Here is a 16,233-nt window from a genome sequence, read left to right on the forward strand (position 1 = left end):
GCCAGTAGAACACGAAGCTGGCGATGACGAGCATCGCCGTCACCGCCAGCGTCTGCGCAAGTGCCTCCGAGGCCGCCCTCTTTGTGGCCACCTTCATGCCAATCTCCCTAGACTTGGACATGACTCATCGTTGCGCGAACGCGCATTTCGACGGTCAGATTTTCTACTCGGAACGCCCCACGACGAAAATTCGCTTTTACTGAGTCCCCACTCGGCGAATATCGACGGTCTCAAGTTCCACCAGTAATGCGGCGGCATTTTGGCCCGGGTGCAGCCGGTTTGTGCGCGCGAGATGGAATCTTCGAAGCGTATTTTTGGCATACGCACGCTCAGCGCGAGCGCCGCGGGCGGTTGCCCGGGCGCAAGGGGCCAGATAGTGTTTGCGCGAAACCTGCTGAAAGCAGTCTGTCACAAGCCAAAAACCGCCGGGGAGAACCATGGCCCGTATCGACTATTGCGATACTTCGAAATCCAACGAACGCACCCGGGAAATCCTCGGCAAGAACCGCAACGCCAACATCTTCCGCATGATGGCGCACTCCCCGAGCTATTTCGAACAATATTGCCGGCTCGGCGGCGCCATCCGCCACAAGGGCGAACTCGATCCGGTGGTGCGCGAGCTCGCGATCACGCGCACGGGGATTTTGTGCGAGGCTCCCTATGAGGTGGTCGCGCACAAGCGGATCGGCAAGAATGTCGGCGTTACCGACGAGCAGAACGAAGCCCTGGAGGACTGGAAGTCCGCGACCTGTTTCAACGAGCTGCAGCGCGCCGCGCTCGCCTTCGCCGACGAGATCGTGCGGCTGAGCCGGCCGACCGACGCGACGTTCAACGCCATCGCGTCGAAACTGACGCCGGCCGCGCTGGTCGAGCTGCAACTCTCGGTCGGATTCTACATCATGACATCGAAGTTTCTGGAGACGTTCGCGATCGACATGCAGCCGGTATCGGAAGTGGTGTAACGGACAGCGCGTCATAGCGTTTTCGAGCGAAGTGGATACCGGTTCGCGTGAAGAAAACGCGTCAAAACAAGAATCCGGAGCTTCGATTCCGATTCAACCAGAACCGAAGCTCTACGTCGGGGTCAGCAGATCGACCTTGGTGTTGGCGACGATCAGGCGATCGGCCAGGAGCTGCGCCAGATTGCGCATGATGCGCTCGCCGATCCGCGGATGCTGCTCGCGAAAGCGCTCGAACTCGCTTAAGGGTATTTCGAGCGCGGTGGCGGACATGTCGGCGAGCACGTTGGCGGCGCGGTGGGTTTCCAACAGTGCCATTTCTCCGAACGCCGTTCCGGCCGTCAGCGTCGCCAGCCGGACGCCGTCGGGCAGGGTGACGTGGACCACGCCGCTGACCAGGAAAAACAGCGATGTCGAGGGATCGCCGGCGGCGACGATCCGCTCGCCCGATCGATAGCTTCGCATCGTGCCCAACGCGGCGATGTCCTCGATGTCCTTCGCGGAAAGCCCCGCCAGCAGCGGTTGTTCGGAGAGCGCCGATGTCTCGTGGAAGTCGATGGCGCCCCCGTGGCGATAGACCACCTGGTCCTCGGCCCATTCGATGGCGGTGTCGAGCAGATAGAAGTCACGCAAGTTCGAGAGGTCACCGGCCGCTTGCCGGATCGTTTTCCAATCCGCGGAGGAACGCCGGACGCCGGACAGGATCACCGTGACATGGAAGTCCGCCAATTCCCGGAATTCCTCGGCGAGCAGGCGGACCCCTGCGCGCGTCATGGCGGCGACGCGACGCAGGTCGAAGATGACGAATTGCGGGCGCGGCTTGGCAGCCAGCTGCCGCGAGATGTAATCGACATTGGAGAATGTCAGCGGCCCAACCAGTTCGATGATGCGGACGGCCTGGGGATGGGCGGCGAGAATCTTCCGTTCATGCGGCCGACGGCTGCGCCGCGACGGGCTCTTGCCGATATTGTAATCGGCGATGATGCTGTTGCGCGCGTCGTCGCTGCGGTTGAGCATGTGCAGGTCGTAGTGCGCCGACAGCGCCTCGCACACCTTGATGCCGCGTACGCTGTTGCCGTGGCTGTCCAGCGGTGGCGAATAGCTGCCGAGCCCGAGCCGGGCCGGCAGCGCCGCCAGGATGCCGCCGCCGACGCCGCTCTTGGCGGGAATGCCGACGCGATAGATCCATTCGCCGGCGTAGTCATACATGCCGGACGAGGTCATCACCGAGAGCGTCCGCGAGATGGCGTAGGGGGTCATCACCTGCTCACCCGTCACGGGATTGGTGCCGCGATTCGCCAGCGTCGCGGCCATGACGGCGATGTCGCGCGCGGTCACCAGGATGGCGCATTGCCGGAAATAGACCTCCAGCACCTTGCTGACGTCGTCCTTGATAACGCTGGAGTTGCGCAGGAGATAGGCGATCGAACGGTTACGGTCGCCGGTGACGCTCTCCGAGGCATAGACCGACTCGTCGATACCGAGTTCGCGCCCGGCGAAGCGGCCGAGGGCCCAGCGGACATATTCGAACGCGTCGTCGCCCTTGGCCTCGCGGATCAGGCCGGAACAGGTGATCGCGCCGGCGTTGACCATCGGATTGAACGGATGGTTGTCGGCGTTGAGCCGGATCGAGTTGAAGGGATCGCCGGACGGTTCGACCCCGATCGCGCTTTCGACCCGCGCTGCCCCCAGCGTGTCCAGCGCCAGCGCGAACACGAAGGGTTTTGACATCGATTGAATGGTGAAAGGGATTCGGCTGTCGCCGACTTCATAGACGTGCCCGTCGAGGGTGGCGAGGCTGATGCCGAAATCATCGGGGTCGGCCTTGCCGAGTTCGGGGATATAGTCGGCGACATGGCCGCCGGTCTCGCTGGAGAAATCCGCGTGGCAGGCGGTGAGGAACCGCAGCAAGGGCGGCTTCAGGGCAGCCCATTCCTTGGCGCGCAAATCATTCATGTCGTGTCGTTTACGTTGTCTTGCCGCGCGAACTGCTCGCGCGTCCCGACATTACGTTGCATCGGCGGGAGCCGAAACCGGCCCGATGGCCTTTTATCAGGCAGGCTGCGCGCGGCGATTGCGCATCACGTCTCGATGATCGCCAGGACCTGTCCTTCGGCGACGACGTCGTCGATGCTGACCAGAACTGATTTAAGTGTTCCGGCGGCGGGCGCCGCAACCGGGATTTCCATCTTCATTGCTTCGACGAATGCGATGTCGTCGCCATCGCCGATGCGCACCCCGATTTCGACGGGAAGCGCGCAGACGCGACCGGCCACCTCGGTCACAACCTTGATATCTGGCATACCACACTCCGGGGACAGCCGCCGCGCGCACTGCAATCGAGATGCGCGCATCGTGAAGGGCGGACGCCCTCGGCTTTTTGTTGTGGGCGCAGATTGCCTGAGGTAGCTTGATCTGCAAGTGGAATTTTATTCCGCGCAGCGGAATGAATGGGCAGGGAACCACATGGGACGACGCTCGGAGCGGCTCAGCAAGCAGGGAATGCTCGCCAGCGATCTCTCAGGTGAGGGGGACGTGATCCAGGTGGTGTCGCGCGCCTTCGACGTGTTGCGCTGCTTCGAGAGCCATGAGGCGCGGCTCGGCAATCTTGAGATTTCCAATCGCTGCGGTCTGCCGCGATCGACGGTATCGCGCCTGACGCACACGCTGACCCGGTTGGGCCAGCTCGTCTATCTGCCGCGCGACCAGAAATACCGCATCGGCCCCAGCGCGGTGGCGATGAGCACCTCGATGTTACGCGGGGTACAGCTGCGCAATTTGATACGGCTGCGGCTGCAGGACGTCGCCGAGCAATTTCCCGGTACCGTCGGCTTCGTCGTTCCGGATCGCTTCCACCTTGTCTATCTCGTCGTTGGCCGTGCGGCCAACGCGCTCGGCCTGAATTCCACGGCCGGCAGTCGCATCGCGATGGCGAGTACGGCGGCAGGTCATGCCTATACGGCGGCGCTTGATCCCGATGTCGGCGACGCCTTGCTCGCGGAAATGGAGCGCGAAATCCCTGATGGCGCCGACCTGCTGCGGCCGCGTCTCGAGCAAAATCGCAGCTTCCTGCGCGAACATGGCTATGTCGTCGCCTGCGGCCTGTGGAGCCAGCATATCAACGGCCTCGCCGTGCCGTTGTGGTCGCCGCAGTATCAGACATTCGTCGTCGTCACGATCGGTCTCCTGTCCGCGATGTACGATGAGAAGCGGCTGCACAAGGAGGTCGCGCCGCGGATTCTCGAATTGGGCGCAGCGATCGGCGGCCTGCTTGAAGGCGCCGACGGCGAACTATTCAACGATCGCACGCAGAACAAGCCGGTTCCGGTACCGACCCACAATAAGAAAATCATCAAGACGGAGGATGCGAATGACCTGGAAGCCGGAGCTCGACGATCTCGCGCGGCGCGAAGCGTTCGCGCGCGAGATGGGCGGCGCTGACAAGGTCAAGCGGCAGCGCGACCAGGGCCGGCTTACCGTTCGCGATCGCATCGACGGCCTGGTCGATCAGAACAGCTTCCACGAGATTGGCGCGGTTTCCGGCACGGCGGAATATGACGAGCACGGCGAACTGCGGAATCTGACGCCGGCGAACTGCGTGTTCGGCCGCGGCAAGATCGACGGGCGCACCGTGGTCGTGGTCGGCGACGATTTCACGGTGCGCGGCGGCTCCGCCGATGCCTCGATCTCCGCAAAGCCGCTGATGGCCGAAGAGATGGCGCACGACTTCCGGCTGCCGATCATCCGGATGATCGAAGGCTCCGGCGGCGGCGGCTCGGTAAAAACCATCGAAACCAAGGGCGCGGCCAATCTGCCGGGCGGCGTCGGCGGCACGCGCTGGTACTGGTATACGATCGCCAACCTGGCCCGCGTGCCGGTGGTGGGCCTGGGGCTCGGATCGGTCGCGGGGCTGGGCGCCGCGCGGCTTGCCGCCAGCCATTATTCTGTCATGACGAAGAACTCCGCGATGTTCGTCGCGGGTCCGCCGGTCGTCAAACGGCTCGGCCAGGACCTCACCAAGCAGGAACTCGGCGGCGCCGATATCCAGACCCGCGCCGGCGGTGTCGATGACGCCGTCGAGACCGAGGAGGAGGCGTTCGAGCGCGCCAGGCGGTTCCTGTCTTATCTGCCGTCGTCGGTCTTTGGGCTGCCGCCGACGGTACCTGGCGATGACGATCCGGAGCGCGCGGAGGAATCGCTGATGAAGGCGGTGCCGCGCAACCGCCGCCAGGTCTACAAGATGCGGCCGATCATCAATGCGGTGGTCGACAAGGGCTCGTTCTTCGAGATGGCCGCGAATTTCGGCCGTCCGGTCATCACCGGCTTCGCCCGGCTGGAAGGCCGCGCGGTGCTGCTGCTCGCCAGCGATCCCTTCCATTACGGCGGGTCATGGACGGCGGAAGCCTGCCAGAAGGTGGTGCGGTTCGTCGATCTCGCCGAAACCTTCCATCTCCCGGTGGTCTATCTGATGGATTGCCCGGGCTTCATGATCGGGCTCGAGGCCGAGAAGTCCGCTACCATCCGCCACGGCGTGCGCGCCATGGCCGCGGTCAACCAGTCCACCGTGCCCTGGTGCACCATCATCGTGCGCAATGCCTTTGGCGTGGCCGGCGTCGTGCATCAGCCGTCGAACCGGTTTTCCATGCGCTATGCCTGGCCGTCGGCCTATTGGGGTTCGCTTCCGTTGGAAGGCGGCATCGAGGCGGCCTATCGCGCCGACATCGACGCTGCGGAAGACCCGCAGGCCAAGCTGAAGGAGATCGAGGACCGCCTCAACAAATTGCGCTCGCCGTTCCGCTCGGCCGAAAAATTCTGGGTCGAGGAAATTATCGACCCGCGCAAGACCCGTTCGCTGCTGTGCGAGTTTGCGCGCCTCGCCGAGCCGCTGCGCACGCCGGGCCCGCCGTCCAACATGGCGACGCGGCCGTAGGAGGCCGAATGGCGAATGGTGAGTAGCGCGTAGCCAACAGCGAATAGATTCTTCCCATTCGCTACCCGCTATTCGCCACTCGTCACGCCGCCACCGGCTTCGGCGGCCGCGAAATCGCCAGCACGATCAGCGCTGCGACGACGCAAAGTGCGCCGGCGACGAAGAACGCCGGCAGATAGGTCGCCAGCAACGTCCGCGACAGCCCGGCGCCGAACGCCGCGGTTGCGGCTCCCAGCTGATGTCCTGCAAAGATCCAGCCGAACACCAGGTTGGCGCGCTCCGGCCCGAATCGCTGCGCGGTGAGCCGCACTGTTGGCGGCACCGTCGCGATCCAGTCCAGCCCATAGAACATCGCAAACAGCGACAGGCCGTAGAACGAGAAATCGGTAAAGGGGAGGAACAGCAGCGACAACCCGCGCAGGCCGTAATACCAGAACAGCAGATATCGGTTATCGTACCGGTCCGACAGCCAGCCCGACATGATGGTGCCGAAGAAATCGAACACGCCCATGGCGGCGAGCAGGCTCGCCGCTTGCACCTGCGGAATACCGAAATCGAGGCACATCGGAATCAGATGCACCTGGACCAGCCCGTTGGTGGAGGCGCCGCAGATGAAGAAGGTCGCGAACAGGATCCAGAACACCCGCTGCTTCGAGGCGTCGCGCAGCGTGCCGAGCGCGGCCGCCATGATCGGCGCGTTGTTCGCGGGCGGCGCCGGCAATGGCTGGGTACCCTCGTCGCCGAACGGTCGCAAGCCAACGTCGCTCGGGCGGTCGCGCATCAGGAGCAGCACGGCGGATGCCGCGACAGCGAGCATCACGCAGATCAGCACCAGCGCGATGCGCCAGCCCAGCCGTTCGGTGATGCTGGCGAGTAGCGGCAGGAACACCAGTTGTCCGGTCGCGACGCTCGCGGTGAGAATGCCGACCACCAGCCCGCGCCGCGCCGCGAACCAGCGCGCGGCGATGGTGGCGCCCAGCACCAGCGCGGTCATGCCGGTGCCGATGCCGATCACGACGCCCCACAGCAGCATCAATTGCCAGACTTTCGTCATGGCGAGCGAGGTCACCAGCGCCGAAGCCACGATCAGAAGCGCCGACAGCGTCACGTTGCGCACGCCGTAGCGGTTCAATAGCGCGGCCGCGAACGGCGCCATCAGGCCGAAGAGAATGAAACGGATGGAAAGCGCCGAGGAAATTTCCGCGGTGGTCCAGCCGAATTCATGTTGCAGCGGCACGATGAAGACACCGGGTGCGCCGACCGTGCCGGCGCTGACCAGCGCGGTGAAAAAGGTCACGCCGACCATCACCCAGCCGTAATGGATGTTGCGGCGGGCGAGGGCGGCTGACAGCCAGTTGGAGATCATGGAATTTCAAGCTTCCTGCCGTTGGGCGGTGGCGAACAATGACTTCTCGGCGATCATTAAACCGGGCGGCGTCGGCCGCTTATCCAATTCGCGACAGAGTTATCCCGGGCGCGAAAGCTTTTGCCGGCGCATCAATGCACGATACGCTCCACCGCGATCGCGGTGGCTTCGCCGCCGCCGATGCAGAGCGCAGCTACGCCGCGTTTCAGGTTCTGGGCTTCCAGCGCATGCAGCAGCGTCACGATCAGCCGGGCGCCGGTGGCGCCGATGGGATGGCCGAGCGCGCAGGCGCCGCCGTTGATGTTGAGTTTCTCGCGGGGAATCCCGAGATCGCGCTGTGCCGCCATCGCCACCACGGCGAAGGCTTCGTTGATCTCGAACAGGTCGACGTCTCCCACGCTCCAGCCGACCTTGTCGAGCAGCTTGCGGATCGCCGGGATCGGCGCGGTGGTGAACCATTGCGGTTGCTGGCTGTGTGTGGCGTGGCCCTTGATCTCGGCCAGCATGGGCAGGCCGTCGCGATCGGCGAGCGACCGTTTGGTCAGGATCAGCGCCGCGGCGCCGTCGGCGTTCGCCGAGGAGGCGGCCGGCGTGATGGTGCCGTTGGCGCGGAACGCCGGCTTCAGGCCGGGAATTTTCGCCGGATCGACTTTCAGCGGATGCTCGTCATTGGCGATGGTGCGCGGACCGGCTTTTTCCATGACCGTGATCGGCACGATCTCGGCCTTGAACGCGCCGCCCTCCACAGCCTTGCGCGCGCGGCTCAGCGTTTCCATCGCATAGGCGTCCTGCGCCGCGCGGGTGAACTGGTAGGCTTCCGCGGTGGCTTCGCCGAAATCGCCCATCGAGCGGCCGGACTCATAGGCGTCTTCGAGGCCGTCCATGAACATGTGGTCGATGATGCGGTCGTGGCCGGCGCGATAGCCGCCGCGCGCTTTCGCCAGCAGGTAGGGCGCATTGGTCATGCTCTCCATGCCGCCGGACAGCACGATCTCGGCGGAGCCTGCATGGATGATGTCATGCGCCAGCATGGTGGCCTTCATGCCGGAGCCGCAGACCTTGTTGACGGTAGTGGCGCCGGTCGCATCCGGCAATTTGGCGCCGCGCGCGGCCTGCCGCGCCGGCGCCTGGCCTTGTCCGGCCGGCAGCACGCAGCCCATGAACACCTCGTCGATCCGCTCCGGCGACAATTTGGCCCGCGCGACGGCGGCGCCGATCACATGGGAACCGAGCTGATGGGCGGAAAGCGGGGAAAGTTCCCCCATGAACCGGCCGAGCGGCGTGCGGACGGCGGAAACGATGACGACGGGATCGGAAGCTGCAGCCATGGCGGGCTCCTCATTTCTTCGGCGCGGTTTCTTACATGATGATCATCATATGATGCGCCGCAAGAATTGCAACGGCGGCGGAGGGAGAAATTGTCGTGGAGGGGTATGGCTGTCGTCCGCCGAGCTAGTCGGGCGGCTTCGGGCTACCGCTTCCGATTGACAAAAGCCTGCATCAGCTGCTGCGGTTCGCCGGTCAGATAGGATTGCCCGAACACGGATATCGAGAGGTCGACGGATTCCTTCAATGGCAGCTCTTCCCATTGCCGGAGCAGGGCCTTCTGCGCGCGCAAGGCTTCCGGTGCGCATTCCAGCAGCGCCGCCACCGTTTTCTCGACCGCGGCATCGAGGCCGCGTTCCGGCGCGACCACGTCGACCAGGCCCCAGCCAAGGGCGGTGGGCGCGTCGATATTCTCCGCCGTCATCACCAGCCAGCGGGCACGGCCCCAGCCGATCAGCCGCGGCAGCAGTGCGGCGTGGATCACGCTGGGAATTCCGACCCTGACCTCCGGCATGCCGAATTTGGCGTCGTGGGCGGCAATGCGGAAGTCGCAGGCGGCGGCGAATTCCAGCCCGCCGCCGAGACACCAGCCGGGCATCCGCGCGATCACGGGTGCCGGAAATGCGCGTACCGTCTCGCAGAGATCGCGCAGGCCCGTGATGAACTTTTCCGCCGACGCTTGGTCGAGCGTGGCCATTTCCTTGATATCGGCACCACCAATCATGCTCTTTTCGCCCTGGCCTGAAATGACCAGCACGCGAAGATGCCGCTCCGCCGCCAGTACCTCCAGCCCTTCGCGCAAGCCCTTGATGACGGCCGATCCCAGGATGTTGAGCGAGCCGGCATTGGAGATCGTCAGGCGAACGACGTCGCGCGGGTCGCGGTCGACTCCGCAATGGGGATTGAGCATTTGCATGGACGGTCTCGGCTGTTGCGAATGAATACGATTTCGGGAGAGCTATTCCTGGTCAAATCGCCGGCTTGTCAAGCAAGCCCCCCTGATCTATGCCGGGGCCGGGTCGATCGCGGTTAACCGCTCGATCAATGTCCGATAGCAGACCCGAATTAGCTACAGCTTTTTCCAGTCGTCTTGGCTATTATATGACTTCAGACATCTAATAGGACGGCCAATGCGCTACTCCAGGGAACACAAGCTCGAGACCCACGCTCGGATCGTCAAGCGCGCCTCGGTGCGGCTGCGCGAGAAGGGCGCCCACGGTATCGGGGTCGCCGACCTGATGAAGGACGCTGGCCTGACCCATGGCGGGTTCTATGCCCATTTCGATTCCCGCGAAGCGCTGGTCATCGAGGCTTTCGCCTATGCAATGGATCGCTCGACCGAGCGCTGGCGCAAGCTCAGCGAACAGACGCCGCCGGACAAGCGGCTGGCGGTGATCGTGGACTCCTATTTGACCACGGTGCACCGCGACGATCCCGGCCATGGCTGCGCGGTTCCGACGCTGGGCGCCGAAATCGCCCGCGAGAGCCCGAAAACTCGCAAGGCCTTCGCCGCCAAGCTGGAGCAGATGGTCGACATGCTCGCCGAACAGATTCCGGCGCTGCCGCGCAAGGCCGCGCGCAAGCAGGCGGAGGCGACGCTGGCGACCATGATGGGTACCCTGGTGCTCGCCCGCATCGCCGGCAATGGCGAGTTTTCCGACGAGATCTTGGCCGCCGGGCGCGAGGCCGTGCTTGATCGCGCGCCGCCGCCGAAGCGCGCCGCGAAGAAATCCGTCGCCAAGAAGGCCGCCGCGCCGGCCCGTCAGTGACCGCGGCACGCGGCAATCCCATGCGACGTTGGTCGTAGGGACGCGAAAAGGCGGCCAAGCCCGCATTTTCGCAAATCCGCCGCGCATCGAGACCCTTTCCAAACGCCCCAAAGACTGCAAGATGCCGCCAAAACCTGCACCCGAAGGTCTTGGAGGAACGCATGCGTACAATCGGACATTTTATCGGCGGCCGTGAGGTCAAGGGCACTTCCGGGCGCTTCGCGGACGTGTTCGAACCGATGACCGGCGACGTCCAGGCCCAGGTGGCCCTGGCGTCCAAGGCCGAACTTCGCGCCGCGGTCGAGAACGCCAAAGCCGCGCAACCGGAATGGGGTGCAACCAATCCGCAGCGCCGCGCCCGTGTGATGATGAAGTTCCTCGAACTGGCGCAGCGCGACTACGACAAGCTCGCCGACCTGCTGGCGCGCGAGCACGGCAAGACCGTTCCCGACGCCAAGGGCGACATCCAGCGCGGGCTCGAAGTGGTCGAATTCGCCTGCGGCATTCCGCATCTGATGAAGGGCGAATACACTGAAGGCGCGGGCCCCGGCATCGACATCTATTCGATGCGCCAGCCGCTCGGTGTCGTCGCCGGCATCACCCCGTTCAATTTCCCCGCCATGATCCCGATGTGGAAGTTCGCCCCCGCGATCGCCTGCGGCAACGCCTTCGTCTTGAAGCCCTCGGAGCGCGACCCCGGGGTGCCGATGGCGCTCGCGGCGCTGATGATCGAGGCCGGCCTGCCGCCGGGCATCCTCAATGTCGTCAACGGCGACAAGGAAGCGGTCGACGCCATCCTCGACGATCCCGATATCCGCGCCGTCGGCTTTGTCGGATCCTCGCCGATCGCGCAATACATCTATGAGCGCGCCGCCGCCACCGGCAAGCGCGCGCAGTGTTTCGGCGGCGCCAAGAACCACGCCATCGTGATGCCCGACGCCGACATGGACCAGACCGTCGATGCCCTGATCGGGGCCGGCTACGGCTCGGCCGGCGAGCGCTGCATGGCGATCTCGGTCGCCGTGCCCGTCGGCAAGACCACCGCCGACCGCTTGATGGAAAAACTGGTTCCGCGGGTGGAAGCCCTGAAGATCGGCACCTCGATCGATCCCTCGGCGGATTACGGTCCGCTGGTGACCAGGGACGCGCTCAACCGCGTCAGGAACTATGTCGAGATCGGCATCAAGGAAGGCGCCAAGCTTGCGGTCGACGGCCGCAGCTTCAAGATGCAGGGCTACGAAAACGGCTTCTATATGGGTGGCTGCCTGTTCGACAATGTGACAAAAGATATGCGGATCTACAAGGAAGAGATCTTTGGGCCGGTGCTCTCGGTGGTGCGCGCCCACGACTACAACGAAGCCCTGGCGCTGCCGTCCGACCACGACTACGGCAATGGCGTTGCGATCTTCACCCGCGACGGCGATGCCGCGCGCGATTTCGCGGCCAAGGTCAATGTCGGCATGGTCGGCATCAACGTGCCGATTCCGGTGCCGATCGCCTATTACACCTTCGGCGGCTGGAAGAAATCCGGCTTCGGCGATCTCAACCAGCACGGCCCGGATTCGATCCGCTTCTACACCAAGACCAAGACGGTGACGGCGCGCTGGCCTTCCGGCGTCAAGGAAGGCGCGGAGTTTTCCATTCCGACGATGAACTGATCGCACCGATAGCAAATGCAATTCGCACTCAACGAGGACCAGATTGCGGTTCGCGATATGGCGCGGGATTTTGCCGCGGAAAAAATCGCGCCGCATGCGCTCCGCTGGGATGAGGAGAAGCATTTCCCGGTCGACGTGATGCGCGAGGCGGCCAGGCTCGGCATCGGCGGCATCTATATCCGCGACGATGTCGGCGGCTCGGCGCTGACGCGGTTCGACGCCGCGCTGATCTTCGAGGCGCTGGCGCAGGGCTGTCCGACGGTGTCGGCGTTCATCTCGATCCACAACATGGCGTCGTGGATGATCGACGCCTACGGCAATGACGCGCAACGTCAGAAATGGCTGCCAAGGCTCTGCACCATGGAGCTGCTGGCGAGCTATTGCCTGACCGAGCCGGGCTCCGGCTCTGACGCAGCCGCATTGCGGACCCGCGCGGTGCGCGACGGCGACCATTATGTGCTCAACGGCCAGAAGCAGTTCATTTCCGGCGCTGGCAAGGGCGATCTCTATGTGGTGATGGTGCGCACCGGCGGCGACGGCCCCGGCGGCATTTCGACGCTGGTCGTCGACGGCAACACGCCCGGGCTGTCGTTCGGCGCCAATGAGCGCAAGATGGGCTGGAACGCGCAGCCGACCCGCGCGGTGATCTTCGAGAACGCGCGCGTTCCCGTCGCGAACCGGTTGGGCGAGGAGGGCATCGGCTTCAAGATCGCGATGGCCGGGCTCGACGGCGGCCGCATCAATATCGCGGCCTGTTCGCTGGGCGGCGCGCAGTCCGCGCTCGAGAAGTCGCTTTCATACATGAAAGAGCGCAAGGCGTTCGGAAAGCGCCTCGACGAATTCCAGGCGCTGCAGTTCCGGCTTGCCGATATGGCGACCGAGCTGGAGGCGGCGCGGACCTTCGTGTGGCGCGCGGCGGCGGCGCTCGACCGCAGGGATCCCGATGCAACGATGCTGTGCGCCATGGCGAAACGCTTCGGCACCGATGTCGGCTTCGAGGTCGCCAACCAGGCGCTGCAGCTGCATGGCGGCTATGGCTACTTAAGCGAATACGGCATCGAAAAGATCGTGCGCGATCTGCGTGTGCACCAGATCCTCGAAGGAACCAACGAGATCATGCGGCTGATCGTTTCGCGCAAATTGATCGAGGGCGTACGATGACCGCGCCATCCGCCGCTGCCGTCGCCGAGCCCGACCTGATCGCGCGGCGCGAAGGCGCGGTCGGGGTGATCCGGCTCAACCGGCCGAAGGCGATCAATGCCGTGACCCTGGAGATGTTTCGCGACATCGAGAAGGCGCTCGATCTGTTCGAGCCCGATCCGGAAATTGGCTTGATCCTGCTGGAAGGCGCCGGCGAGCGCGGGCTTTGCGCCGGCGGCGACATCCGGGCGCTGTATGAGAGTTCCAAGGTCAAGGGCGATCTCGGCAAGATCCTGTGGCGCGAGGAATACATCCTCAACGACCGCATCGCCCGGTTCCCCAAACCCTATGTGGCGTTCATGGACGGCATCGTGATGGGCGGCGGTGTCGGGCTATCCGCGCATGGCAGCCATCGCGTCGTGACAGAAAAGACCAAACTGGCGATGCCGGAAGTCGGTCTCGGCTTCTTCCCCGACGTCGGCGGCACCTGGCTGCTGTCGCGCTCGCCGGGCGAGGTCGGGACCTATTTTGGGCTCACCGGCCAGACCATGAACGGTCCCGACGCGATCTATGCCAAATTCGCCGATGCCGTCGTGCCCTCCAGCAAGCTTGCGGCGCTCCGCGAGACGCTGGTCAACCTTCGTGCGGGTGTGAGCTCCGCGGAAGTGAAGGCCGCGATCGATGGTTTCGCGACCGGCGAGACGTCGGGCCCCGTCGCGGCGATCCAGTCGCAAATCGACCGCTGGTTTGCCCGTGACCGGATGGAAGATATTGTCGCTGATCTGCGGCGGGATAGTTCGGAGCTGGCGCAATCGACGCTGAAGATTTTGAACGAGAAGTCGCCGCGCGGCATGGTGGTCGCCCTGAAGCTGCTGCGGCTGGCGCGGCAAGCGTCCTCGCTGGAGCAATGTCTGGTGCGGGAATATCGCGCCGCGCTGGAAGTGTTCAGAAGCGACGATTTTCGCGAGGGCGTGCGCGCCGCCGTGATCGACAAGGACCGCAACCCGCGCTGGTCGCCGGGAAGAGTCGAGGACGTAACGCCGGAGATGGTCGCGCCATATTTTGCGGAGATCGGCGCCGACGAACTGGTGTTCGACGCAAGAAAATAGAAACTGCTGAGCGGAGGGAATTGGACCATGGCAAACATCGCATTCATCGGCCTCGGCAACATGGGCGGCCCGATGGCGGCCAATCTGGTCAAGGCCGGCCACAAGGTGACCGCGTTCGACCTGGTGGCGGCCTCCTGCGATCAGGCCAAGGCCGACGGCGCCGCGATCGCCGAGAGCGCGGTCGGCTCGGTGAAGGACGCGGACGTCGTCATCACCATGCTGCCTGCCGGCAAGCATGTGATTTCAGTCTGGACCGATGTCGTTCCGTTCATGACAAAGGGCGCGTTGATCATCGATTGCTCCACCATCGACGTCGAGAGTGCAAAACAGGCCCATGCGCTGGCGGCGAAGCACGGCGCTCTCTCGGTCGACGCGCCGGTCTCCGGCGGCACCGGGGGCGCCAAGGGCGCGACCTTGACCTTCATGTGTGGCGGCGAGGACAAGGCGTTCGCAGCGGCGAAGCCCGTGCTGGAGAACATGGGCAAGAAGATCGTGCATTGCGGCGGCGCCGGCGCCGGACAGGCGGCCAAGATCTGCAACAACATGATCCTCGGCGTTTCCATGATCGCGGTCGGGGAAGCCTTTGCGCTCGCCGAAAAACTCGGGTTGTCGCACCAGGCGCTGTTCGACGTCGCCTCGACCTCGTCGGGGCAGTGCTGGTCGCTGACATCATATTGCCCGGTGCCGGGCCCGGTGCCGACGTCGCCGGCGAATAACGGCTACAAGCCGGGCTTTGCCTCGGCGCTGATGGTGAAGGATCTGACGCTGGCGCAGGATGCCGCCAGCGCGGCCGGCGCGGTAACCCCGCTTGGCAAGCACGCGCAGGAAATCTACAAGGCGTTCGATGCCGCCGGAAATGGCGGGGTCGATTTCTCCGGGATCATCCAGCATGTCCGGGGTCTCGCCGGAAAATAACGGGGGAGCCGATGACGACATTTCAGGAGGCCCGTTCGTTTCTCCTCGAGCATCGCACTGATTACGATGCGGCGGTGAAGGGATTCCGCTGGCCCGATCCCGTGCCGTTCAACTGGGCGCTGGACTGGTTCGACGCGGAGCTGGCACGAAATCCCGACAGCAAGGACCGCGCGGCGCTGTGGATTGTCGATGCCGGCAGCAACCGCGAAACCAAGCTCTCGTTCGAGGCGCTGTCGCGCCGCTCCAACCAGGTGGCGAACTTCCTGCGTGCGCAGGGGCTGAAGCGCGGCGATCATCTGTTGCTGCTGCTCGGCAACGTCGTGCCGCTCTGGGAGACCATGCTGGCGGCGATGAAGCTCGGCGTTGTGGTGATTCCCGCGACCACGCTGTTGACCCCGGACGAACTGCGCGACCGGCTCGATCGCGGCCGCGCCAAAGTGGTGGTGGCGTCGCAGGACCAGGTCGCGAAATTCGCCGGCCTCGGCGGCGACCAACTCATCCGCATCGTCGTCAACGCGTCCTCTATGGAAGACGGCTGGTTGCCCTTTGAGCAGATCGTGGAATACCCGGAAAGCTTTACGCCCCATGGGTCGACGAACGCCAGCGATCCCATTCTGCTGTATTTCACGTCGGGCACCACGGCAAAGCCAAAGCTGGTGCGGCACAGCCAGCGCAGCTATCCCGTTGGCGCATTGTCGACGATGTACTGGCTCGGGCTGCAGCCCGGCGATGTCCATCTCAACATTTCCTCGCCGGGCTGGGCCAAGCACGCCTGGAGCTGCCTGTTCGCGCCCTGGAATGCCGGCGCCACCGTGTTCGTGCTCAATCAGCCGCGTTTCGACGCCAAGGGATTGCTCGCGACCATCGGCCGCTGCGGCGTCACCACGCTTTGCGCCCCGCCGACGGTGTGGCGGCTGTTCATCCAGGAGCGGCTGGCCGATTTCAAGGTCAGCTTGCGCGAGGTCTGCGGCGCCGGCGAACCGCTCAATCCCGAAGTGATCGATCAGGTACGCAGCGCCTGGGGGCTGACCATTCGCGACGGCTACGGCCAGACCGAAACC

General features: G+C 64.5%; 14 protein-coding genes. 9 read left to right on the plus strand and 5 right to left on the minus strand.

Going from position 1 to position 16,233, the window contains the following annotated elements; translation table 11 throughout:
• Positions 1–437: 437 nt before the first annotated feature.
• Positions 438–962 (plus strand): carboxymuconolactone decarboxylase family protein, encoded by a 525-nt coding sequence (locus tag QZ213_RS03610; RefSeq protein WP_291684683.1) that lies wholly within the window; start codon positions 438–440, stop codon positions 960–962.
• Positions 963–1,073: 111 nt separating this feature from the next.
• Here the strand turns inward: QZ213_RS03610 and glsA are convergent, their stop codons facing one another.
• Both glsA and QZ213_RS03620 read right to left on the minus strand, forming a co-directional pair.
• A complete protein-coding gene (gene glsA / locus QZ213_RS03615; RefSeq protein ID WP_291684684.1) occupies positions 1,074–2,915 on the minus strand; it encodes a glutaminase A in 1,842 nt (613 codons plus the stop codon).
• 125 nt (positions 2,916–3,040) lie between these two features.
• Positions 3,041–3,262 carry an acetyl-CoA carboxylase biotin carboxyl carrier protein subunit gene (locus QZ213_RS03620; protein ID WP_291684685.1) on the minus strand — a complete coding sequence of 74 codons (222 nt, stop codon included), beginning with the start codon at positions 3,260–3,262 and terminating at the stop codon, positions 3,041–3,043.
• A gap of 163 nt (positions 3,263–3,425) precedes the next feature.
• Here QZ213_RS03620 and QZ213_RS03625 point away from each other — a divergent pair, with 163 nt between their 5' ends.
• The gene (locus tag QZ213_RS03625; protein ID WP_291684686.1) at positions 3,426–4,400 is read left to right on the plus strand and encodes an IclR family transcriptional regulator; all 975 of its coding nucleotides are present in this window, start codon (positions 3,426–3,428) and stop codon (positions 4,398–4,400) included.
• Positions 4,330–5,889: a carboxyl transferase domain-containing protein gene (locus tag QZ213_RS03630; protein WP_291684687.1), complete on the plus strand. Its 1,560-nt coding sequence runs from the start codon at positions 4,330–4,332 to the stop codon at positions 5,887–5,889. Before QZ213_RS03625 ends, QZ213_RS03630 begins: the two co-directional genes overlap by 71 nt.
• A gap of 82 nt (positions 5,890–5,971) precedes the next feature.
• Here the strand turns inward: QZ213_RS03630 and QZ213_RS03635 are convergent, their stop codons facing one another.
• From QZ213_RS03635 to QZ213_RS03645, 3 genes are all read right to left on the minus strand, one after another.
• The gene (locus QZ213_RS03635; RefSeq protein ID WP_291684688.1) at positions 5,972–7,255 is read right to left on the minus strand and encodes an MFS transporter; all 1,284 of its coding nucleotides are present in this window, start codon (positions 7,253–7,255) and stop codon (positions 5,972–5,974) included.
• A 131-nt stretch (positions 7,256–7,386) separates the two neighbouring features.
• Positions 7,387–8,583 carry an acetyl-CoA C-acyltransferase gene (locus tag QZ213_RS03640; protein WP_291684689.1) on the minus strand — a complete coding sequence of 399 codons (1,197 nt, stop codon included), beginning with the start codon at positions 8,581–8,583 and terminating at the stop codon, positions 7,387–7,389.
• Between the two features lie 143 nt (positions 8,584–8,726).
• On the minus strand, positions 8,727–9,497 hold the full coding sequence (locus QZ213_RS03645) for an enoyl-CoA hydratase (RefSeq protein WP_291684690.1): 771 nt from the start codon (positions 9,495–9,497) through the stop codon (positions 8,727–8,729).
• A gap of 214 nt (positions 9,498–9,711) precedes the next feature.
• Between QZ213_RS03645 and QZ213_RS03650 the strand changes: the two genes are divergently transcribed.
• The 6 genes from QZ213_RS03650 to QZ213_RS03675 all read left to right on the plus strand — a co-directional run.
• Complete coding sequence (locus QZ213_RS03650; RefSeq protein ID WP_291684691.1) at positions 9,712–10,350, plus strand: TetR/AcrR family transcriptional regulator; 639 nt, start codon at positions 9,712–9,714, stop codon at positions 10,348–10,350.
• Between the two features lie 161 nt (positions 10,351–10,511).
• On the plus strand, positions 10,512–12,008 hold the full coding sequence (locus QZ213_RS03655; protein ID WP_291684692.1) for a CoA-acylating methylmalonate-semialdehyde dehydrogenase: 1,497 nt from the start codon (positions 10,512–10,514) through the stop codon (positions 12,006–12,008).
• Between the two features lie 15 nt (positions 12,009–12,023).
• The gene (locus tag QZ213_RS03660) at positions 12,024–13,169 is read left to right on the plus strand and encodes an isobutyryl-CoA dehydrogenase (protein WP_291684693.1); all 1,146 of its coding nucleotides are present in this window, start codon (positions 12,024–12,026) and stop codon (positions 13,167–13,169) included.
• The gene (locus tag QZ213_RS03665) at positions 13,166–14,257 is read left to right on the plus strand and encodes an enoyl-CoA hydratase/isomerase family protein (protein ID WP_291684694.1); all 1,092 of its coding nucleotides are present in this window, start codon (positions 13,166–13,168) and stop codon (positions 14,255–14,257) included. Before QZ213_RS03660 ends, QZ213_RS03665 begins: the two co-directional genes overlap by 4 nt.
• Before the next feature lie 27 nt (positions 14,258–14,284).
• Positions 14,285–15,172, plus strand: coding sequence for a 3-hydroxyisobutyrate dehydrogenase (gene mmsB / locus QZ213_RS03670; RefSeq protein WP_291684695.1), 888 nt, complete (start codon positions 14,285–14,287; stop codon positions 15,170–15,172).
• An 11-nt stretch (positions 15,173–15,183) separates the two neighbouring features.
• Positions 15,184–16,233: AMP-binding protein (locus tag QZ213_RS03675; RefSeq protein ID WP_291684696.1), on the plus strand; the 1,050-nt coding region annotated here is incomplete at its 3' end.

This window comes from Bradyrhizobium sp. (assembly GCF_017881085.1).
GTDB lineage: Bacteria > Pseudomonadota > Alphaproteobacteria > Rhizobiales > Xanthobacteraceae > Bradyrhizobium.

Bases quoted from the DNA above. Each gene is read 5' to 3' on its own strand.
- QZ213_RS03645 (WP_291684690.1), bottom strand. From the start codon at position 9,497: ATGCAAATGCTCAATCCCCATTGCGGAGTCGACCGCGACCCGCGCGAC.
- QZ213_RS03660 (WP_291684693.1), top strand. From the start codon at position 12,024: ATGCAATTCGCACTCAACGAGGACCAGATTGCGGTTCGCGATATGGCG.
- QZ213_RS03650 (WP_291684691.1), top strand. From the start codon at position 9,712: ATGCGCTACTCCAGGGAACACAAGCTCGAGACCCACGCTCGGATCGTC.
- QZ213_RS03610 (WP_291684683.1), top strand. From the start codon at position 438: ATGGCCCGTATCGACTATTGCGATACTTCGAAATCCAACGAACGCACC.
- QZ213_RS03620 (WP_291684685.1), bottom strand. From the start codon at position 3,262: ATGCCAGATATCAAGGTTGTGACCGAGGTGGCCGGTCGCGTCTGCGCG.
- QZ213_RS03665 (WP_291684694.1), top strand. From the start codon at position 13,166: ATGACCGCGCCATCCGCCGCTGCCGTCGCCGAGCCCGACCTGATCGCG.
- QZ213_RS03635 (WP_291684688.1), bottom strand. From the start codon at position 7,255: ATGATCTCCAACTGGCTGTCAGCCGCCCTCGCCCGCCGCAACATCCAT.
- glsA (WP_291684684.1), bottom strand. From the start codon at position 2,915: ATGAATGATTTGCGCGCCAAGGAATGGGCTGCCCTGAAGCCGCCCTTG.
- QZ213_RS03655 (WP_291684692.1), top strand. From the start codon at position 10,512: ATGCGTACAATCGGACATTTTATCGGCGGCCGTGAGGTCAAGGGCACT.
- QZ213_RS03630 (WP_291684687.1), top strand. From the start codon at position 4,330: ATGACCTGGAAGCCGGAGCTCGACGATCTCGCGCGGCGCGAAGCGTTC.
- mmsB (WP_291684695.1), top strand. From the start codon at position 14,285: ATGGCAAACATCGCATTCATCGGCCTCGGCAACATGGGCGGCCCGATG.
- QZ213_RS03625 (WP_291684686.1), top strand. From the start codon at position 3,426: ATGGGACGACGCTCGGAGCGGCTCAGCAAGCAGGGAATGCTCGCCAGC.
- QZ213_RS03640 (WP_291684689.1), bottom strand. From the start codon at position 8,583: ATGGCTGCAGCTTCCGATCCCGTCGTCATCGTTTCCGCCGTCCGCACG.